Source organism: Ruegeria sp. HKCCD6426, assembly GCF_057221115.1.
On the sequence record NZ_JBWVBF010000008.1, the window covers coordinates 73,889 to 94,173 of the forward strand.

Below are 20,285 nucleotides of genomic sequence, written 5' to 3' on the forward strand. Positions count from 1 at the left end.
AACAGAACAAGCTGGCTTTCAGTATCCTGCCTCCGCCCGCAGTTTCTGCATCAGAGTTTGCAGGGCGCTTTCATAACGCGCATTCGACAACCGCCCCTGTTCATCGAACTCGTTGGAACTGTTGGCCAAATGAATCTCAGGCCCTTGCAGAATACGCGGCTGGAACGGCACCATGTAGGCCCGCAGCACCATCTGGGCACGTTCACCACCGGCACGCCCCGCAGCGGCCGACATCACGGCGACCGGTTTATCGGCCCAAGGGCGACCTTCGGTGCGGCTGACCCAATCCAACGCGTTCTTCAGAACGCCCGATGGCCCCTTGTTGTATTCTGGCGTCGACACGATCACCGCATGGGCCTGCGCGATCTGATCCGCAAGCACCTGCACCTGTTGCGGAATGCCCTCGCCATCCTCCAGATCCCCGTCATACAGGGGCAGGTTCAGGTCAGCCTCAATATACGTGCCGGGATCGAACAGCCTTGCGGCCTCGCGCAGCAATTTGCGGTTGGTCGCGCTTTGGCGCAGCGAGCCGGACAGCGCCAGAAGGATCGGTTCGGTCATCTTGGACAACTCCATCGTTCAGATCAGCGGTAACTTACCTGACCCTTCGGTAAACCAAAGCCCTGTTGCCGCGCAGTCATTGTGCAAAAAAGGGGCCGCGGTTTTGCGGCCCCTTTGACTTTCGGAATCCCGATCAGGCGTTGCCGCTGGGAACGACTATGATCTCGACACGGCGGTTCTGGGACTTGCCTTCAGGCGTCAAATTCGATGCAACAGGGTTGTTTTCGCCCTGCCCGATCGTAGTGATCCGCGCATAGCCGACACCGTTGGCCTGCAGAATATCCGCCACTGCATTAGCGCGACGATCAGACAGACCTTGATTGTACGAGGCTTCTCCGTCGCTATCCGTATGCCCGATGATCTGGACGTTGGAATTCGGGTAATTCACCAGGTTCTGTCCCACCTTCACCAGATCGGCGCGCAAAGCCGGACGCACGGTCGAACTGTCAGTGTCAAAGGTAATATCGTTCGGCACGGTCACGATCAGGCGGTCACCGGCGTTTACGATGGTGATCCCATCATTGGCTAGCTGCTGGCGCAGTTCAGCTGCCTGTTTGTCCAGCTGGTTGCCAATCACACCGCCACCGGCCGCACCAATTGCAGCACCGGCCAGCGCCCCAAGCCCCGGGTTTGAGTTGTTCGCGATCGCACCAACACCGGCGCCGATCAAACCGCCCAGCAAGGCGCCTTGTTTCGTGTTCTGGTTGGGATCGCTCTGAACCGACAGCGTACCAGGGTCGGCGCACGCGCCGAGGAAAAGGACCGAACACAATCCGACCGTCAGGATACTCTTGGAAATCGCCATGGAATCACCTTCTGCTCCAATACCCGTTTGCCGGGCTTCATTGATTTCCCAAAGTATAGCATGGGATCAGAGAGCAGGCTCAAGCAACAAATCGGTGAAATCGGCGAATACCTGCCACCTATGCTGCACCGGCAGGCGCGTCCCAACGGTTCTGCTCTTGCCAGATGGTACGCAGAGGTTGGCCCTGGCCGCAGAAGTGATCTTCGACCAGCTCACAGGACCAGATCCGATCTGTACGAAAATGGCGAAACCCGTTTCTCAGCTCGCACCAGGCGGCCAGCATTGTGCACTCGATATGGTAGATCAGCGCGACGGGGCGCAGGATCCGCTCGGTGCGTTCTTCGCTGGCGTTTATGTAGGTGATCCGAATTTTCTGTTCGGCGCGGATGGCTTCCCGGTAGGTTGCAATCGACACGCACCCTTTTTCCGGGTCATCGGCGGGGGCGCCCCACGGTGCGACCTGCAACCAATCGGCGGGTGACCGTAACGCCTCGATCTTGCGACACACCCGGTCAGCGGCCTGTTGTAGCGTGCTGTCGCCGGTGCGCGCCAGCATGGATAGGCCTACCCACAGCGCCTCGATCTCTTCGGCATCAAAATTCAGCGGCGGCAGATCGTAGCCGCGCCGCATCAGGTACCCCACGCCTGCCTCGCCCTCGATCGGTGTCCGTTGCGCCTGCAACGCCGCAATATCGCGATACACAGTCCGCACCGAGACCTCGAGCTTGGCCGCCAGCGCTTCGGCCGTCACCGGCCCGCTGGAAGTGCGCAATATCTGGATGATCTCGAACAAGCGGGTCGAACGGCGCATGTCAGTCTCCTTGTAATCTGCTGACACCTTAGCACACCCCCCTGACAAGGTGGTGTCAGGAGCGATGGGCGAGGCTTGGAACAGCACAAGACAGGAGAACACCCATGCCAAGCCGAGACAACCACGTCATGATGACCCTGAAACTGGATCGCTGGTCACAAGACCATGCCTTACGCGGCTTTGAGATCGAACGCGAACTGTGTGCCGGGCGCCATCTCGGCACCTCTCGCCCAAGGAAACGTCAAAAACGGTTCTCGCTGGGCAATCTGAAAATGTTGTGGATCAGCAGCGCTTAAGGTCAGAATTCCGCCGCAGCACGGAATTTCATCGCCACACCGCCTTCTGGGTTCTTCAGGCGCAGCTCTTCGGAATGCAACATCAAACGAGGGAAGGCGCGTGCTGCGCCCTCGGCATAAAACGGGTCACCCAGAATCGGGTGGCCCAGCGCCTGCATATGAACACGCAGTTGATGCGACCTGCCGGTCTTGGGGAAAAGGCGAATTCGTGTCGTTTCCCCTTCGTATTTGACGACGCGCCACTCGGTGACTGCAGGTTTGCCGGTGTCATGACACACCATCTGCAGCGGGCGGTTGGGCCAATCGACGATAAGCGGCAAGTCAACCGTGCCCGTCTTGGCCTCAACCCGTCCCCACACGCGCGCGACATAGGTCTTACGAGTCTGTCGGTTTTCAAACTGCAACCCCAGATGCCGCTGTGCATGCGGGGTCTGAGCAAAGACCATCACGCCCGAAGTATCCCGATCCAGCCGGTGCACCAACAAGGCTTGTGGAAATGCCGCCTGGACACGTGCCAGCAAGCAATCAGCCAGGTGTTCGCCGCGGCCGGGCACCGACAGAAGCCCCGAGGGCTTGTTCACCACAATCAGTTGTGCATCTTCGTGCAATACATCCAATGGCGTCTGGGGGGGATCATAGTTCGCGCTCATGCGGGCCTGCCTATCGCAGCACGTGACCTCCCGCAACGTCGTCCTTGCCTGAACGTGCGGGTTCCGCAACTCTGGGTGCAACCAAAGGGAGACGATATGCACCCCACAATCGAGCGAATGCAGGAAGTTGTCGCCAAGGGCGATGAAAACCTGATCCACGAACTGTTGGCAGAAGACGTGCGGTTTTCGCCGCCAACCTACTACAGCACCTGGACGGGGCGTGCTCCGGTCGCAGCGGTACTGGGACATGTGGGGCAGGTGTTTTCCGATTTTCGATACCGACGGGTCATGGGTGAAGGCAAAGATTGGGCGTTGGAGTTTCAGTGCAAGATCGGCGAACTGGATGCGATCGGCGTCGACCTGATCACGCTAGATGACGATGGCCATATTCAGGAGTTCGAGGTCGTCATGCGCCCCTACAGGACCATCGGTGCCCTACGAGATGCAATGATGGCCCGGGTCACGACCGATGCGCGGTTCCTAGAGTACAAAGACGCGTTGAGCTGAATATGCCAGGCCCCATTGCCGCAGATCAAATTCTTCGGGTGCCGTTGCTGCCGTTATTAGCTGCGCAGGGATTATCGGTCCGGCATCGTGCTCAACTGCTGCCAGAGCCAACCGGCCCGCGTGAGGGACGCGAGGGTCGCGGGCCACGTTTGCGGTTGTTGATCGCTGGCGACAGTTCTGCTGCGGGCGTTGGGGCGGGTACTCAGAAACAGGCTCTATCAGGGCATCTGGTGGCGCAGCTGGCGCGGCAGTATTGCGTCGAATGGCGGCTGGAGGCCACCACCGGCCATACGACTCTGGACACGATTGAACGGCTTGAACGGCTACACGGCAGCTTCGATGCAGTGGTGACGGCGTTGGGTGTCAACGATGTCACCCGCGCGGTGACACGCCGACAATTTATTGACCGGCAGACCCGGTTGCTGCGACTTCTCACAGGCACGTTCGGCGCGCGGCGCGTCGTGGTGACGGCGGTTCCACAAATGAACCGCTTTCCGGCCTTACCGCAGCCACTGGCCTGGGTTCTTGGCCGGCAGGCGAAACGGCTGGATCAGGGGTTACAACAGGCTGCGGCTGCATTTCCGCAGGCTATGCATTTGTCTCTGGATTTACCTGACAACCCGGCGCTGGCCGCACCAGACGGATACCACCCCAGCCCCAAAACCTATGCAATCTGGGCCGCCGAGGCTGCTCGCCTACTTCAGGCCTGAGCGCGTATCTGCCGGATCATAGGAATAGAATACACCACCAGTGCCGCCCAGATCAGCGGAAAAGCGATCATGCGGCCCCGGTCGATATGCTCTCCGAACACCGTGATGGCAGTGATAAAGATCATGGTCGGAGCGATATATTGCAGAATGCCCATCGTGGACAGGCGTACCAGCTTTGCCCCGTTGGCATACACCAGCAAAGGTATGGCGGTTACGACGCCCGCGCCTGCCAGCAGCATTGTATCAGACGCAGCCCATCCGAAATGCCCCGTGCCTTGGGCGCCCAGCCAGGTCACATAGGCGAGCGCCGGAATCAACAGAATCAGCACCTCAAGCAGAAATCCTTGATTGGGTCCGATGGGAAGCGATCGCTTGAAAAAGGCATAAAAACCCCAACTGACCATCAGCCCCATTGCACCCCAGGGCAGGCGCCCGGCCTCTAACACCAGAACCAGAACGCCCAGCGCAGCCAATCCAACGGCCACAAGCTGCGTTCGATTCAGCGGCTCTCGCAACAGGATCGCACCCAGAGCGATACTGAATAAGGGGTTGATGTAATACCCAAGAGCAGCGTCCAGCGCGTTCCCGCTGGCGATAGCCCAGACATAGATCGCCCAATTCACCGAAATCAGCGCGGCAGTCAGACAGGCCATCCCCAACATCCTTGGATTCCGCAGGGCGGCCTTCAGGTCTCGAGTTCGCCCCAGCGCAACCAGCAACAACCCCGCCACGGGAACCGACCAGATGATCCGGTGGGCTACGATTTCCACCGGACCGATATGAGCCATGGCTTTCATGTAAAGCGGCAGAAACCCCCAAAGAACATAGGCCGTAACTGCCAGGGCCAATCCCCTGGGCGTGTCTGTGTTTTGCGGCTGTATGATGGTGTCTGCCATGACAGGTCTCCGGCTGATACCGTTTGTCTTTAGGGCAAGTCACCGGGTGTTGAAAACTACGAAAAGCGTGAAGTCGGTCATCAGGAAATCTGATACGTCGCCTGTTTCATCAGCCCAAAAATCAAATAGTGCCGGGGTGCATTAGCGCCCCAGCACTTACTTTTCCCAAGTGTTAAACCTTAACACGCTCGGATTTCGGGTCATACATCGGCTTCAGAGATGCTTCGGCTTTTACCTTGGTCCCGCAAACATCGATCTCGTAGGTCGAACCCAGAACATCCGCTGCCTTTTCGCCCTTGCACGGGACATATCCCATTCCAATTGCGCCGCCCAACGTATGCCCGTAATTGCCCGAACTCAGGTAGCCTACATATTCACCGTCCCGCACGATGGGTTCGTTGTGAAACAGCAGCGGCTCGGAATCGGTTAGGCGGAATTGCACTAACCGGTTTTTAGGCCCGGTTTCCTTCCGCGCAATCACGGCCTCGCGACCGATAAAGTCGCATCCCTTATCCGTCTTGACCGCAAACCCCAGCCCGGCATCGACAACATGATCCTCGCAGGTGATGTCATGACCGAAATGGCGGAAACCCTTTTCGATCCGGCAGCTGTCCATCATGTGCATGCCGCAAAGTTTGAGGCCCATTTCTTGACCAGCCGCGTGCAGCGTTTCAAACACATGCCCGGCCATGTCGGAGGAAACGTAGATCTCCCATCCAAGTTCGCCCACATAGGTCACGCGATGTGCACGGGCGAGGCCCATGCCGATCTCGATCTCCTGCGCGGTACCAAACGGGTTGGTCGCGTTGGTGAAGTCATTTGGCGAGACCTTCTCCAACAAGGCACGTGCATTCGGACCCATCACGGCCAGAACACCTTCGCCAGCTGTGACATCGGTGATCACGACGCGGAAATCCCCGACATTGCGCATCATCCAGGATTGATCCGCCAGCCGGGTCGCCGCCGGAGTAACGACCAGATAAGAGGTTTCGGTCAAACGAGTGACGGTGACGTCCGCTTCGATCCCGCCGGTGCGGTTGAGGAACTGCGTATAGACGATCTTTCCGTTTGGAACCGAGTAGTCACCGCCGCCGATATAGTTCATGAACGCCTGCGCGTCCGGCCCCTCGACCCGGATTTTCCCAAACGAAGACATGTCGTACATGCCCACATTCTCGCGCACCGCCCGATGCTCAGCCGCTGAATTTTCGAACCAGTTCTGGCGTTTCCAGCTGTACTGGTATTCGTGTTCCTGCCCCTCATCAGCGTACCAGTTGGCGCGTTCCCAACCCGCCAGTTCACCCATCACTGCACCCTGCTCAAGCAAGTGGTGATGGAACGGGGTGCGGCGCACACCGCGCGCGGTGGCTTTCTGGCGATACGGATAGTGATCGGCATAGAGCAGGCCCAACGTCTCTTTGGAGCGTTCAAACAGATACTTCTTATTTCCCTGGAACGGTTGCATCCGGCTGACATCCACATCGCCCAGATCAAACGGTTTCTCGCCTGTATCCATCCACTCGGCCAGCGCCATCCCCGCTCCACCGGCGGACTGAATGCCGATCGAGTTGAACCCAGCCGCAACCCAGACATTATCCATCTCGGGCGAAAGCCCCAGATGATAGGCGTCATCTGGGGTAAAGCTCTCGGGCCCGTTGAAGAAGGTATGGATGCCTGCCTCAGCCAGCATCGGCATACGGTTGCAGGCGTCTTCAAGGATCGGTTCGAAATGGTCGAAATCCTCGGGCAGTTGGTCGAATTCGAAACTTTCGGGAATACCGTCCATGGCCCAGGGTTTAGCGTTGGGTTCGAACGCCCCCAGCATCATCTTGCCCGCGTCTTCCTTGTAATAGGCGCATTCGTCCGGCACCCGCAGCACCGGCAGCGAGGTCAGGCCTTCGATCGGCTCAGAGACAATGTAGAAGTGTTCGCAGGCGTGCAGCGGCACGTTGACACCCGCCATCCGTCCCACTTCGTGGCCCCACATACCGGCGCAGTTCACCACCATGTCGCACTCGATGTGGCCCGAAGCGCCGCCATCATCAGCGATCCAGTCCACACCGGTTACCTTGCGACCCTGCTTGACGATATCTGTGACCTTCACACGCTCTTTCACGATGCCGCCGCGCTGACGAGCGCCCTTGGCCAGTGCCAGGGCTATGTTGGCTGGATCGCCCTGCCCGTCCAAGGGCAGATGCACGGCCCCCTTTACCCCTTCAAGGTTCAGATGCGGATACAGCTCCTGCACGCGTTCGTTCGAGATCTCTTCAACCTCAACACCAAAGGCGCGGGCCATAGCGGCCTGGCGATAGATCTCTTCCTTGCGTTCTTCGGTCAGGGCAACAGTGATCGAGCCGACACGCTTGAACCCTGTAGCGACGCCCGTTTCTTCCTCGAGCGAGCCATAGAGTTCCTGGCTGTATTTGGCCAGTTTGGTCATGTTCGCAGTGGCTCGCAACTGTGCGATCAGGCCGGCGGCATGCCAGGTGGTTCCGCTGGTAAGCTGCTTGCGCTCAAGCAGCACAACATCGCTCCAGCCTTTCTTGGTCAGATGATAGGCGACCGAGCACCCGATCACGCCGCCGCCGATGATGACCACACGGGCCTTTGTGGGAAGATCAACCATCCTGATGTCTCCGCTATTTCAGGTTTTTATCTAATTGGCACGAAAGATCGACACAAAATGCACGAAAAGCGTCAGCGAATCGTCCAAAATCAACGATGACACGCCAACCGTTTTTCCCGTCGCAAAACAAATGGCGTTACGCCAAAGAAGCTTTTGTAAACGGAGGAAAACCCGTTGGGAAACCCGCAGGCCAATCCGATTTCACGCACGCTCATCGTCGTGTTCAACAGCAGGTTATTGGCCTTGGCGAGACGCATTTCGCGGTAGAAACCGTTGGGTGTCGTGCCAAAAACAGCCTTGAATTTGCGCTCTAATGAGCGATTGGACAATTTCAGCGAATCAACGATCTGGTTGATCGGCAATGGCTCTTCGATGTTTGCCTGCATCAGCTTGATGCACTGATCCAGTTTCGCGTCACCCGTTGCCGTGGTCATGGCCCCAGAAAACGGCTGCATCGACGAGAAATCTCGGATTTTTTCGTGCAGCATGATATCGGCGACCGTCATTTTGGCCGGCCCCGAGATATGCCGCCCGATCACGGCCAGCGCAATATCGGTTGTAGCCCCCATCCCGGCGCAGGTCACCACGCCGCCCTGTTCGGTCGCGATGGACAGTTTTGCCTCAAAACGCGCGCCACGCTCTCTCAGGAACGACGCGTTCTCCCAGTGGGTCGCCAGATCGGCCGTACCTTGTTCTTTGATATAGCGACTTGCAGCTTCGGCCAGCAGAAAGACCTGAGCGCCACGGTACGTATAGTCCGACACGATGCGCCCAAGAGACAATTCCGGCTGATCGGGGTTCGAGTTTCCGATTACAAACAGGTAATCCGCCTGACGTTGGGTTGCCACCGGCTCGGTATCCACGGTCGCGCCGCTGCTGCTTTCGATCGGACCGCCCTTCAGGGATCGGTAGACAAAGGTGAAAGGTGGGTAAGGGCAGACGCGGTTGGCCAAGCGCAGTACTTCTACCAGCGATGCCAATTCCAACAAGACATAGCCGGGCGCGACCAATATGTCGAAATGCCACTGCTGTCGGGCCTGCTTGGGTGTGTCCGGTTTTGAGCGATTGGGCATACCTTGTCCTTCAGACGATCCTATGCCCGGCATTACGTAGACACAGGGCCAGCGTTTCGATGTGATCGGGACCAACTTCACAGCAGCCGCCTACAATTGTAGCCCCCTGCTCGACCCACCCCATGGCATGGGCAGCATAGGCCTTCGGGTCAAGGTCATGGCGCTGTTCCAACGCATCAACCGTTGGCGCATCTTTCAAGAAGCCATCGGTGATACCCGTGAATCCATTCGCATAAGCCCCAAACGGGCGCCCCATCCTTCCGAGGATTTCCAGCGCTTCCGGAATGGCTTCGGGGCGTGAGCAGTTTATCAACAGTGCTTCCGGTGCGAATTTGTCGACCAACGGCTGAATTGCTTCCACCCTTTCGCCCGACCGCAGGTGGGTACCGTCATGATCCAGTACCGTAAGGGACAACCAGACAGGTTTGCCGCAGTTTTCCGTACCGCGCAAAGCACCTACGGCCTCTTGTATCGACGAAACGGTTTCGATCAGGAACAAGTCAACTCGGTTCTTCATCATCCGAGCTAGTTCGCCGAACCTTTCTGCGGCGTCGTCTGGGTCGGGGTTCAGGTCCGGACGGTAAGTTGCCAGCAACGGTCCCAGCGCACCTGCGATCCGCCCTCCCGCCACGCGCTGCGCGTTTTCAGCCTGAGACAGCGCCGCGTCGATCAGGGCGGGCATCTGGTCGACCATCCCCACGCGCTCAAGGCGCGAATGATGCACAGCGTAGGTATTGGTTGTCGCAATCGTTGCACCCCGGCCGAAGTAGTCGGCATGCACGGCACCCACCAGATCAGGGTTGTCGATCATCACGCGCGTCGACCACAACGGCGTAGGCGTTTCACCGCTACGTTTGACCAACTCTTGCCCGATTGAGCCATCCAGAAGTGTGATATCTGCCATGTTCCGGGTTCCTCAGGGGATAAGCACAAGTTTACCGGGCAGAGCCTTGGATTGGAAATCCTGCTGCGCCAGGGCGATATCCCGCAAGGGATAGGTTTTTGATACCAACGGCTTGATTAACCCAGCATTCATCAATTCAACCAACCGGCCAAAGACCTCGTAGGCCTGATGGGTGCAGCCATGAATGGTGATGTCACGCAGGTAGATATCGCGAAGATCCGCCTCGACGACTGGGCCTGCGATAGCGCCCGACACGGCGTAATGCCCGCCCGGTTTCAGCGCCAGTATCAGGCCGGGCCAAGCCGGTCCGCCGACGACATCGACCACCACATCGAACATGTCATGCGGCAACGGAGCGTCGCGGTCGAACGTATCCGTGGCACCCTGCCCCTTTACTACGTTTGCCTTAGCCGCACTTGTTACGCCCCAAACCGAAGCGCCCCTCAGCGCGGCCAGCTGGACGGCGGCCAGACCCACCCCACCGGATGCGCCGGTGATCAAAACCCTGTGTCCCGCTTTGACCCCTGCGCGGGTCAGCAGGTTTTCGGCAGTTCCGAACGCACAGGGAATGGCGGCGATTTCTATATCCGAGAGAGGAGAGGCAGTGACATCATAAAGATCATTCGCTTCGACCAGACAGTATTGGGCAAATGCGCCGTCAATTTCCGAGCCCAGTGCAATAAAACCCGAAGGCTGACCGGGCCGCGGGCGCGGCAGGTTGATCGGGCAGGTCACACGCCGGCCGGTTGCAAACTCGGTGTCAGGCCCAGAGGATTCGACGAACCCGCACAGATCGCCACCCTGTACACGGGGAAACTGCAGCGCGCCGCCCCAACCCCCGGCGTCGACATCCTGATCAACCGCATCCGTTGCGCCCGTCACCTCTGATGCGTACCAGCCGACACGCGTGTTGATGTCAGTGTTATTCACTCCGGCAGCGGCGACCCGCACCAGAACCTGCCCCGGTCCGGGGACCGGAACCGGGATATCCTCGCGCCATTCCAGCGCCTCGGGTTCGCCGTGACGGGTAAGGTAAACGCCGGACATATGTCTGGGTGTCGTCATCAATCGATCTCAATCGCCCGGGTGTTGGGGAACAGGCCCCATCGGCACGATGTCGAACCGGGCGTTGAGCTCAGCCATTCTGGCTTCGTCGGCGAAATCGGCCTCGCTCATCGTCGCAAGTTCAGCGAGAAACCCATCGAAGCCCGAAGGCTGAAAGATCATCAGCATCTTTGCCGGTGCACCATTGGCCACACGGCATGCATGCGGGACCCCGGGCGGCACATGCATCGTCGTGCCCGGGGTGCACAAATGCCAATCACCGTCGATATAGAAATCCACAGCGCCTTCCAAAAAGTAGAAAGTCTCGGCATGTGTATCGTGCCGATGCAGACCCAGCGCAAAGCTGGCTTTGAGGTTGTCCTCCATAAGCGTATAGGCGCCGCCGGTGTCCTGACCGGACACTTTGACAAAGGTATGGTCGTTTTCCCAGTCATAGTTGGGCCCCTCACCGGGTCCCAGTTTGGCGTAGCGCTTGCTCATGGAGGCCTCCTCGTTGCGATCAGGCGCGGAGCCGCTCGTTCGCAGGGTCCCAGAGCGGCTGATCCTCCTGTACCACAGCGCGGCACTTTTCGCCGTAGATTTCAACCTCAAGCTCGGTGCCCGGAACAGCCAGATCAGGGCGAACCATGCCCAGCGCGACTGAGGCATTGATGCGATAGCCCCATGCACCAGATGTGGTTTCACCCACGATCTGACCATCGTTCCAGATGCAGGACATGTAGGGCGCATCGCAATCTTTCGCATCGACCAACAAAGTCACGAACTGCTTTTTCGCCCCCTGCTGCTTTTCGTTCAGGATTGCGGCCTTGCCGGGGAAGTCCTGCGGTTTGTCGAGTTTGACGAAACGCTCCAACCCGCCTTCGAGCAGCGAATAGTCAGTTGACAGGTCGCCCTTCCATGCGCGGTAGCCCTTTTCGATGCGCAGCGAATTCAGCGCGTACATACCAAACGGCTTGGCACCTGCGTCAACGATCGCTCCATAGATCGCCGGCATGTGTTCGTTCAGAGCGTGAACTTCCCAACCCAACTCACCGGCAAAGGACACCCGGATCAGATATGCGGGCTGGCCGGCAACGGTCGCCGACTGATGGGTCAGCCATCCGGGCGACAGGTCCGCATCGGTCAGACCTGACAGAATGTCGCGCGATTTCGGGCCGGTCACGATCAGTGTGTCACGGGTAGTCGTCACGTCCTCAATTGTGACACCGGCGGGCATGGCGTTCCGCAGTATATCGCGGTCATGCCACTGCGCGGTTGCAGCGGTGATCATCATGAACTCGTCATCGCCCAGGCGAATACAAGACATCTCGGTCAGGATGCGGCCACGGTTATCAGAGACATAGATCAGGTTCATTCGACCGACTTTGGGCAAACCACCTGTTGCGAGGCCACGCAGCGCCTCGGCGGCACCGTCTCCCTTGACCATGAAGCGCGAGAATCCGGGCAGGTCGAGCACACCGCAATGGTCGCGGACAGCCTCGCACTCTTCCTTGATCCGCTGTTCCCATGGTCCGGAGCGACCCCAGGTATGCGTACTGTCTTCGCTCACGTCATCGCCCGGCTGCGCGAACCAGTTGGCACGTTCCCAGCCGTTGTAGACGCCCATGACACCGCCCAATTCCTTGACCTTGGCATGCACCGGGGACAGCTTCTTGTCTCGTGCCGCCGGCCATTCGTGATGAGGGAAGTGCATGGCGTATTCGTTGCCGTAGACCTCCATCCCCTTCTGGTTGCAAAAGTCCTGGTCTGTGTAGTCGGTGTAGCGACGCGGATCGACGGCCCACATATCCCATTCGGTGCAGCCATCGACGATCCATTCCGCCAGAACCTTGCCGGCACCACCGCCCTGCGCGATGCCGAAGGTAAAGGTATGCGCCTCAAATGCATTTTTCACACCCGGCATCGGGCCGATCAACGGCAGCCCATCCGGGGCATAGGGGATCGGCCCGTTGATTACGCGGCCAACGCCCGAAGTCGCCATCAGCGGCACGCGCTCCATCGCGTCGGTGACGATATCTTCGATCCGGTCCAGATCATCGTTCCAGAGCTGGAATGAAAAGTCCTCTGGCATCGGATCGTCCTCGGACATCCAGTGGCCCTTGCAGTTGGGTTCATACGGGCCAAGGTTGAAGCCGTTCTTCTCCTGCCGCAGGTAGTAGGAGATATCCACATCACGCAACAGCGGTAGCTTCTTGCCACCGTTCTCTTTGGACCACGCTTCGACCTCGGGCACTTCGTCGGTCAAAAGGTACTGGTGGCTCATGACCATAGCCGGAACGGTACGCCCACCAAAGGGTTTGAACCACTCACCAACACGTTGCGCGTAGTAGCCGGCGGCATTCACAACGTAATCACAGGCGATGTCGCCCTGGTCCGTATGTACAGTCCAGGTGCCGTCGTCGTGCTGCGTTACACCGGTCGCTGGGCAGAAACGGATGATCTTCTGCCCCATGTCGCGTGCGCCTTTGGCCAACGCCTGCGTCAGCTGCGCCGGGTCAATGTCACCATCAGTGGGGTCATACAAAACGCCTTCAAGATCGTGGGTCTCAAGGAACGGGTAGTTCTCTCTGGCTTCTTCCGGCGACCACATCTCCATCGGGATACCTTGATGGCGACCCATGGACAGCGCTCGCTCGAACTCCTGCATCCGTTCTTTGCTATGCGCCAGGCGGATAGAACCCGAGACGTGATAGTTCATCGGATAATCAACCTCTTCTGCCAGGCGCGAATACAGCTCGGTCGAATAACGCTGCATGTTCATGATCGCCCATGACGTCGAAAAGGTAGGTACGTTGCCCGCCGCGTGCCAGGTCGAGCCTGCCGTCAGCTCATTCTTTTCCAGCAGTACACAGTCGGTCCAGCCTTTCTTGGCCAGATGGTAGAGCGAGGAGGTCCCCACCACACCGCCACCGATGATGACCACGCGGGCTTTCGTCGGAAAATCACTCATGTCTTTCAGTTCCTATTATTGCGCCTCTTGAGGCAGGTCATCCTTGATGTCGTAGTAATCGCCCTTGTCGGCCACAAAGATGTGGCGGGCGAGTTTCAGTCCGGTAGGTGCGTCCAGAGCCCCCATGGAAATCGAGATCGTGTCTTCGTCATTGTGCTGCCAGAACAAGAACGAACCGCAGGTGTTACAGAACCCGCGCCGCGCAATATCCGAGGCACGATACCAGCTCAGCGAATTGCTGGCCGCGAAAGTCAGATTGTCCTGATGGGTCGAAGCTGAAGCCCAGACATGGCCCGATTGCTTGCGGCACTGTCCGCAATGGCAGGCAGAGGGTGGCGAAATCTCTCCGTCGATTGTGAAAGCAACAGATCCGCACAGGCAGGAACCAGCGTGCATTGTTTTACCCCCTTGCTACTGGCGCAGTGCTGGTCCCCAGCAATACGCCATAGATGATGAAACAGGCGGCCATCACGCGGCGCACCCAGATGTTGAACACCGCCCCCAATGCGGCTTTGCCCATCACGGCCCCAAGCAGGGTGAACCCTGTGTAGCTGAGCGTGGTAATGATCAGGGCAGTTGGCATGATTACGGCCATCTGCTGCCAAATCGGAACGTCGGGTTGAACGAATTGCGAGAACGCGGCCAAGTAACCAGCGACGCTTTTTGGGTTGATCGTGGCGACGGCAAGCGCGTGCAGATAGACATGCCGCGCAGGTCTTTCCGACACCGGTGCAGGCTTGGTTGCGTTCATCCATCCGCGGATACCCATCCAAATCAGAAACCCGGCACCGATCAACTTGACCGCAAAAAATCCGGTCGTCGACGCCGCGATTAACGCCGTCACTCCCAATGCCGACAGGACCAGAAACGCGCTGGCCTGCGTCAGGATCGCCAGGACCCCAAGCATAGCCTTGGGAAAGGGCAGGCTCATCCCGTTCGAGATGCAGTTGACCGCGTTCGGTCCCGGCGTCGTGACGAACACCACCCAGAACAGTGCAAATATGGTCCAGGCCTCGAAACTCATCAGTACACCGGTGGCGCGATAACCCAGATGGCTACGGCGGGCTCACTATATGGGTTGGACCATTGATAGGGCTCGTGCTTGATCCGAAAGCTGTCGCCCGGACCAACGGTGAAGCCTTGGGTGCCGATTATCAGATCCAGACGACCCGAGATCATGTAACCCACTTCCTGAGTTGGACGGTCCGCTGGTGTTTGCATTTTGGAATGCGGTTCAAAAGTGGAATGAACCATCTCGAAGTCATCGGTCAAATCGGGCGACAGCAACTCTTCGATCAACCCTTCCTCGCCCGAACCCATGGGGCGGCGTGATCCGGCACGAACGATATACCCCTGTTCATCCGCTGGTGCCGCCGAATGTGCAAACAGCATCGACATCGGCACACCCAGACATTCCGAAATCTGGCGCAGGTCTGAGATCGATGGTTCGGACATGTCACGCTCGACCTGACTGAGCCATCCGACAGACCGTTCGAGCCGTGCCGCAATCTCGCTTAGTGTCAAACCACGTGCTTTGCGCAAAGCGCGCAGATCGGCTCCTAGCGTCGCGCTATGGGGGGTTTGATCGTTCAATGGATGTTCCGACTCGCCGTGAAATTTATATCGTAATTTTCACGGTGCATCGAATCGATGAAAATTCCAAGCATTTTTTCACTTGGGTCTGCTTGCTTGATTGGCTATGGCATCGTCATGTGGATAGCTGTGACCTACCTTTGGGCGATCAACAGCCTGACTTTGCTGGCATTCGGATGGGACAAACTTCAGGCACGCCGTCGGAAAAAGCGCGTACCCGAGCGTTGGTTGCTGAGACTTGCAATGCTAGGCGGCAGCCCATCGGCCCTCCTTGGGCGATGGGTCTTTCAGCATAAGACCAGAAAGAAGGGATTTTCGTTCTGGCTCATCTGTATCATCTGCGTACAGTTGATTGCTTGTGTCGTCATTTTGCGGAATGGACCGCTAGGGTAGCGCCGATGCGTGTGCGCTCACGCAAACACTTGCGAAAGAATCCTCTGCAGACTGATAGCGTCTTCCTCGCCGAACGCATCCGGCTGATTGCTGTCGATATCAAACACCGCAATGACCTCACCTGACGCATTCCGAACCGGCAAGACCAGTTCGGATCGGGTGGAAGACGCGCAAGCAATATGTCCGGGGAATGCATCCACGTCGGGCACAAGCTGCACCTCTCCCGTCCGCGCCGCAGCGCCGCAGACGCCGCGCGCGAAAGGGATGACAAGGCAGCCATGCCCGCCTTGGTATGGGCCGATTTTCAATACGCCGGGTTCTGTCACACGATAGAACCCGGTCCAGTCAAACCGATTGTCGGAATGATGAACCTCGCAAGCGACAGTGGCCATCAGAGCGACCTGATCAGTCTCCCCTTCGGTCAGCGCGGCTATGGTCTTGGCGAGCGTATCGTAGTCTGCTGTCATTTCTGCACGTTTCCGCGTTGGGCTGAGGGGGCATCGCCCCTCATGAACCGTTGGTTCAAATCAACCCCGCAGTATTTGGAAAAAGTGGAAGGGTCAAATACGTTCGATGGCGATTGCTGTCCCTTCTCCACCGCCAATGCAAATAGCGGCTACGCCACGCTTGAGGTTTCGTTTTTCCAGCGCGTTTAGCAGTGTGACCACGATCCGGGCGCCCGATGCCCCGATGGGGTGCCCCAGCGCGCAGGCACCTCCGTTTACGTTGACGATTTCGCGCGGCAGGCCCATTTCGTGCATGAACGCCATTGGGACAACGGCAAAGGCTTCGTTGACCTCCCACAGATCGACATCCTCTTTGCTCCAACCGATGCGAGACAGCAGCTTTTGCGCGGCAGGAACCGGGGCCGTCGTAAACAGACCCGGAGCCTGAGCGTGGCTTGCATGACCCAGAATGCGTGCACGTACCGAGAGGCCCTGCGCCTCAGCAGCTTCGGAAGACGCCAGAACCAAAGCAGCCGCCCCATCCGAAATCGAAGAGGAATTGGCCGCCGTCACTGTCCCATCTTTGCGAAAAGCCGGCTTCAACGTCGGGATTTTCTCTGGGCGCGCCGACTTCGGCTGCTCATCTGCGTCCTGAGTGACCTCACCTTTTCTGGTGCGAATCGTCACTGGGGCGATTTCAGTATCAAACGCACCGGTGTCCTGTGCAGTCAGAGCATTCGACAGGCTTTTCAAAGCGTATTCGTCCTGCGCTTCGCGCGTGAACTGGTAGGATTCGGCGCAATCTTCCGCAAAAGTTCCCATCAGTCGGCCCTTGTCATAGGCATCTTCCAACCCGTCGAGGAACATGTGGTCAACCACCTGGCCATGACCGATACGGGCTCCACCACGCATCTTTGGCAGCAAGTACGGCGCATTCGTCATGCTCTCCATCCCACCGGCAACCATGGTATCGGCATGGCCCAGCGCGATCTGGTCGAAGGCCATCATCGCGGCTTTCATGCCCGACCCGCACATCTTGTTGAGCGTTGTAGCAGGGACGTCTTCACCCAAGCCAGCTGCAAACCCGGCCTGACGGGCCGGAGCCTGCCCCTGCCCTGCCGGCAAGACGCATCCCATTAGCACTTCGTCCACGGTCTGCGCGCCGGCGCTTTGCAAGGCGGCTCGAATAGCGGTTCCGCCCAACTCGGCCGCCGGGACTCCATCAAACACGCCCTGGAACCCGCCCATGGGCGTTCGTGCGGCCCCTGCAATCACAACTTCTTTCATCTGACGCCTCCCATTGGATTTTCAGCACTTGGATACCGAATGGTAAGAATTGCCGTCTAGCGTATTTCTACGATCATTTCCAAAACCGGAGGGCGGTTGACCATGGGGCTAAGCAGCACCACGACCGGCAAGACACAGGTTATTACTGTCCACTGCGACCGAATTGATGCGGCAATGGCCATTCAATTCAAGGAAGACATGCGATCCCAGGCCGAAGAAAGTGCAAGTCGCGTCATCCTGGATCTGTCCACTGTCGAGTTCATCGACTCAAGCGGTTTGGGCGCAATTGTCGCGTCGATGAAGCAATTGGGAGACGGTTGCCGACTGGATTTAGCCGGATTGCAACCGGTCGTCGAAAAAGTATTTCGTCTGACGCGAATGGACACAGTTTTCAAACTGTTTGTTTCGCTGGATGACGCGTTGACTACAGGTGCAGACTGACCACTGGGCAGGGGTAGATTGGCGTGGCCCATAAATGTGAAAATGACTGCCTGGACCTGAGCTTTCACGCGATCGATTCTCAGGCAAGCGCCGGGATAGCGACTCTCTGCGTGCGGCTGGCGGCGATGGGAATCCCACAGAACAAAGCCGGTGACGTAAAAATCGCTCTGGCGGAGGCGATCAACAACGTCGTGGAACACGCCTATGCCGGTGTACAACCGGCAGACATTCGTATCGAATGCCACCTGTGCCAGAACAAGCTGGACGTTCTGATCACGGATGCCGGAAACCCAATGCCAGATTTGAAATTGCCCAGTGGCGTTCCGTCCTCGGTAGATACAGCGCGTCTGGACCTGCCCGAAGGTGGCTTTGGTTGGTTTCTGATTCGGCAGCTGACAAGTGAAATCCGGTACCAACGGAGAGAGGGTCGTAATCAGCTTTTTCTGCGGTTTGACCTCACGGATTTGTCATAGAGAACCAAAAATGGTCACAATAAGGTCCAGATCGAACCATTGTAGCGCCGCAAACCAAGGGCAAAAAGGTAGTGTAGCTCAGATAGCTTCCCTCGGCGCCTAACGTCACAGCCCCCACCCAGTGAACGGCGCCGAGGAACTTCCTCCCTGATACTATTGGACAATTCGCTACCGCAGCTTACTCTCTGCCTGCTTGATAGGAGGAGTAGTTCATGCGGGATTTGCACATGCCGGGCCGGTCCGAAGTTCTGGCAACAAACGGGATGTGTGCGACGTCGCACCCTCTGGCCGCCAAAGTGGCGTTAGACATTCTGGCCCAAGGCGGCAACGCCATGGACGCGGCGATCGCCGGCGCAGTTCTTTTGGGTATTTGCGAACCACAAATGACGGGCCTCGGTGGTGACTGCTTTGTGTTGTTCAATCGGCCAGGCGAAAAAACTGTCCGGGCGTTGAACGGATCTGGCCGCGCGCCAGCCAAGGCCAATGCATCGGACCTACGGGCAAAAGGATTGAAGTCAGTTCCCCTAAACGGACCAGATGCGGTGACAATTCCGGGGGCTGTTGAAGCGTTTTGCCATCTGTCGCAAACAGAAGGACGGCTGGGTCTGGACGCGATACTACAACCCGCGATCCAGTATGCCGAGGCCGGTGTTCCGGTCGCCCCGCGCGTGGCCTTTGATTGGGCTAACGGCGAAGGCACATTGCAAGGTGCTGCACGCAACCATTATTTGCTGGGCGGTAAGGCATTGAAAACTGGGCAGGTCTTCTGCGCACCGGGCCAGGCCGAGGTTTTGCGCCGCATCGCACGAAATGGGCGCGATGCATTCTATACCGGTGAGATCGCCGAAGACATGTTGTCAGCACTTTCCAATTTGGGCGGCGTTCACACGACCCGGGATTTTGCCAACGCTAAATGCGATGAAACCCAGGCGATGAACGGCAGCTATGGCGGCATTGAGTTAGTGGAACATCCGCCCAACGGTCAGGGCGCAACAGCAATTCTGCTCCTTAACATCCTTAAACACTTTGACCTTTCAAAGATGGACCCGTGGGGCGCCGAACGCACCCATATCGAGGCCGAAGCGACCAAGCTGGCCTATGACGCGCGCAATCGCTTTATCGCTGATCCTGAATTCAGCCCACAAGCTGATCGGTTTCTCGAGCACGACATAGCCACCAAATTGGCGGCTCTGATTGATCCGAAGCGTGCGATGCAGGCAGCAGCTCCGCTTACCGAAGCGGTGCACAAAGATACCGTCTACATCACAGTAGTAGATCGGGACAGAATGGCTGTTTCGCTTATTTATTCGATATTCCACGGCTTCGGCTCGGGCATAGCCTCAGAGAAATTCGGAATCCTTTTGCAGAACCGCGGAGCCGGATTCACTCTGCAGGAGGGGCATCCGAATGAACTGGGCGCCGGCAAACGCCCGATGCACACTATCATTCCCGGCATGTTGCGTCAGGGCGGTCAGGTCATGATGCCGTTTGGGGTAATGGGCGGCGCCTACCAACCCACCGGTCATGCCCGCTTTCTGTCTAACATCGTGGATTACGATCTTGAGCTTCAGGAGAACCTGAATGGCCCGCGCGCTTTTGCAGATGGTGGCGTGCTGAAACTTGAACGGGGACATTCTGAAGTTGTTCGGCAACAATTATCCGACCTGGGCCACATTATCGAAACTCCGGAAACACCCCTTGGAGGCGCACAGGCGATTCACATCCGTGACAGTGGTGTTTTGGTGGGTGCCAGCGACCCCAGAAAAGACGGTTGCGCGCTTGGATATTAAACCGTGGG

The 20,285-nt window shown here is 58.0% G+C and carries 23 protein-coding genes; 7 read left to right on the forward strand and 16 right to left on the reverse strand.

The genetic code is table 11. The features are described 5' to 3' along the window. Nucleotides 1-18: 18 nt before the first annotated feature. The 3 genes from AC2TDA_RS19590 to AC2TDA_RS19600 form a co-directional block, all read right to left on the reverse strand. On the reverse strand, nt 19-561 hold the full coding sequence (locus AC2TDA_RS19590) for an NADPH-dependent FMN reductase (protein WP_480849421.1): 543 nt from the start codon (nt 559-561) through the stop codon (nt 19-21). Between the two features lie 133 nt (nt 562-694). Beyond that, on the reverse strand, nt 695-1,366 hold the full coding sequence (locus AC2TDA_RS19595) for a YiaD family glycine zipper/OmpA-like lipoprotein (RefSeq protein ID WP_480849422.1): 672 nt from the start codon (nt 1,364-1,366) through the stop codon (nt 695-697). A 118-nt stretch (nt 1,367-1,484) separates the two neighbouring features. Further along, on the reverse strand, nt 1,485-2,177 hold the full coding sequence (locus tag AC2TDA_RS19600; protein WP_480849424.1) for a helix-turn-helix transcriptional regulator: 693 nt from the start codon (nt 2,175-2,177) through the stop codon (nt 1,485-1,487). A gap of 104 nt (nt 2,178-2,281) precedes the next feature. Between AC2TDA_RS19600 and AC2TDA_RS19605 the strand changes: the two genes are divergently transcribed. Further along, nucleotides 2,282-2,473: a hypothetical protein gene (locus AC2TDA_RS19605; RefSeq protein WP_480880434.1), complete on the forward strand. Its 192-nt coding sequence runs from the start codon at nt 2,282-2,284 to the stop codon at nt 2,471-2,473. Nucleotides 2,474-2,475: 2 nt separating this feature from the next. On the opposite strand, the gene AC2TDA_RS19610 is transcribed toward AC2TDA_RS19605, so the two are convergent. Continuing rightward, nucleotides 2,476-3,123 (reverse strand): RluA family pseudouridine synthase, encoded by a 648-nt coding sequence (locus AC2TDA_RS19610; RefSeq protein ID WP_480880435.1) that lies wholly within the window; start codon nt 3,121-3,123, stop codon nt 2,476-2,478. A gap of 96 nt (nt 3,124-3,219) precedes the next feature. Here AC2TDA_RS19610 and AC2TDA_RS19615 point away from each other — a divergent pair, with 96 nt between their 5' ends. Then, the gene (locus AC2TDA_RS19615) at nt 3,220-3,630 is read left to right on the forward strand and encodes a nuclear transport factor 2 family protein (protein ID WP_480849429.1); all 411 of its coding nucleotides are present in this window, start codon (nt 3,220-3,222) and stop codon (nt 3,628-3,630) included. A gap of 2 nt (nt 3,631-3,632) precedes the next feature. Next, nucleotides 3,633-4,340, forward strand: a complete 708-nt coding sequence (locus AC2TDA_RS19620; protein WP_480849431.1) for an SGNH/GDSL hydrolase family protein — start codon at nt 3,633-3,635, stop codon at nt 4,338-4,340. Here AC2TDA_RS19620 and rarD read toward each other — a convergent pair. From rarD to AC2TDA_RS19670, 10 genes are all read right to left on the reverse strand, one after another. Next, nucleotides 4,331-5,236, reverse strand: coding sequence for an EamA family transporter RarD (gene rarD / locus AC2TDA_RS19625; RefSeq protein ID WP_480880437.1), 906 nt, complete (start codon nt 5,234-5,236; stop codon nt 4,331-4,333). The genes AC2TDA_RS19620 and rarD overlap by 10 nt on opposite strands. Before the next feature lie 172 nt (nt 5,237-5,408). Further along, the gene (locus tag AC2TDA_RS19630; protein WP_480880438.1) at nt 5,409-7,862 is read right to left on the reverse strand and encodes a GcvT family protein; all 2,454 of its coding nucleotides are present in this window, start codon (nt 7,860-7,862) and stop codon (nt 5,409-5,411) included. An 89-nt stretch (nt 7,863-7,951) separates the two neighbouring features. Continuing rightward, entirely contained in the window at nt 7,952-8,935 is a 984-nt protein-coding gene (locus tag AC2TDA_RS19635; protein WP_480880439.1) for a GlxA family transcriptional regulator, read from the reverse strand. 10 nt (nt 8,936-8,945) lie between these two features. Beyond that, nucleotides 8,946-9,839: a homocysteine S-methyltransferase family protein gene (locus AC2TDA_RS19640; protein ID WP_480880440.1), complete on the reverse strand. Its 894-nt coding sequence runs from the start codon at nt 9,837-9,839 to the stop codon at nt 8,946-8,948. Nucleotides 9,840-9,851: 12 nt separating this feature from the next. Beyond that, nucleotides 9,852-10,904, reverse strand: coding sequence for an alcohol dehydrogenase catalytic domain-containing protein (locus tag AC2TDA_RS19645; RefSeq protein WP_480880441.1), 1,053 nt, complete (start codon nt 10,902-10,904; stop codon nt 9,852-9,854). A 9-nt stretch (nt 10,905-10,913) separates the two neighbouring features. Beyond that, nucleotides 10,914-11,384 (reverse strand): cupin domain-containing protein, encoded by a 471-nt coding sequence (locus AC2TDA_RS19650; protein ID WP_480880442.1) that lies wholly within the window; start codon nt 11,382-11,384, stop codon nt 10,914-10,916. Between the two features lie 19 nt (nt 11,385-11,403). Then, a complete protein-coding gene (locus tag AC2TDA_RS19655; protein WP_480880443.1) occupies nt 11,404-13,854 on the reverse strand; it encodes a GcvT family protein in 2,451 nt (816 codons plus the stop codon). 15 nt (nt 13,855-13,869) lie between these two features. Further along, entirely contained in the window at nt 13,870-14,250 is a 381-nt protein-coding gene (locus AC2TDA_RS19660; RefSeq protein ID WP_480880444.1) for a GFA family protein, read from the reverse strand. A gap of 4 nt (nt 14,251-14,254) precedes the next feature. Then, nucleotides 14,255-14,878, reverse strand: coding sequence for a LysE family translocator (locus AC2TDA_RS19665; protein WP_480849448.1), 624 nt, complete (start codon nt 14,876-14,878; stop codon nt 14,255-14,257). Next, nucleotides 14,878-15,447, reverse strand: coding sequence for a helix-turn-helix domain-containing protein (locus AC2TDA_RS19670; protein WP_480849449.1), 570 nt, complete (start codon nt 15,445-15,447; stop codon nt 14,878-14,880). Before AC2TDA_RS19670 ends, AC2TDA_RS19665 begins: the two co-directional genes overlap by 1 nt. 117 nt (nt 15,448-15,564) lie before the next feature. On the opposite strand from AC2TDA_RS19670, the gene AC2TDA_RS19675 reads away from it, so the two are divergent. Continuing rightward, on the forward strand, nt 15,565-15,840 hold the full coding sequence (locus AC2TDA_RS19675) for a DUF1294 domain-containing protein (RefSeq protein ID WP_480880549.1): 276 nt from the start codon (nt 15,565-15,567) through the stop codon (nt 15,838-15,840). Nucleotides 15,841-15,857: 17 nt separating this feature from the next. Here the strand turns inward: AC2TDA_RS19675 and AC2TDA_RS19680 are convergent, their stop codons facing one another. Both AC2TDA_RS19680 and AC2TDA_RS19685 read right to left on the reverse strand, forming a co-directional pair. Next, nucleotides 15,858-16,307, reverse strand: coding sequence for a GAF domain-containing protein (locus AC2TDA_RS19680; RefSeq protein ID WP_480880445.1), 450 nt, complete (start codon nt 16,305-16,307; stop codon nt 15,858-15,860). 93 nt (nt 16,308-16,400) lie between these two features. Further along, nucleotides 16,401-17,573 carry a thiolase family protein gene (locus AC2TDA_RS19685; RefSeq protein ID WP_480880447.1) on the reverse strand — a complete coding sequence of 391 codons (1,173 nt, stop codon included), beginning with the start codon at nt 17,571-17,573 and terminating at the stop codon, nt 16,401-16,403. Between the two features lie 102 nt (nt 17,574-17,675). On the opposite strand from AC2TDA_RS19685, the gene AC2TDA_RS19690 reads away from it, so the two are divergent. The 3 genes from AC2TDA_RS19690 (at nt 17,676) to AC2TDA_RS19700 (ending at nt 20,277) form a co-directional block, all read left to right on the forward strand. Further along, nucleotides 17,676-18,014, forward strand: coding sequence for an STAS domain-containing protein (locus AC2TDA_RS19690; RefSeq protein ID WP_480849455.1), 339 nt, complete (start codon nt 17,676-17,678; stop codon nt 18,012-18,014). 23 nt (nt 18,015-18,037) lie between these two features. Next, the gene (locus AC2TDA_RS19695; protein ID WP_480880448.1) at nt 18,038-18,487 is read left to right on the forward strand and encodes an ATP-binding protein; all 450 of its coding nucleotides are present in this window, start codon (nt 18,038-18,040) and stop codon (nt 18,485-18,487) included. Nucleotides 18,488-18,699: 212 nt separating this feature from the next. Continuing rightward, a complete protein-coding gene (locus AC2TDA_RS19700) occupies nt 18,700-20,277 on the forward strand; it encodes a gamma-glutamyltransferase family protein (protein WP_480880449.1) in 1,578 nt (525 codons plus the stop codon). Nucleotides 20,278-20,285 lie beyond the last annotated feature (8 nt).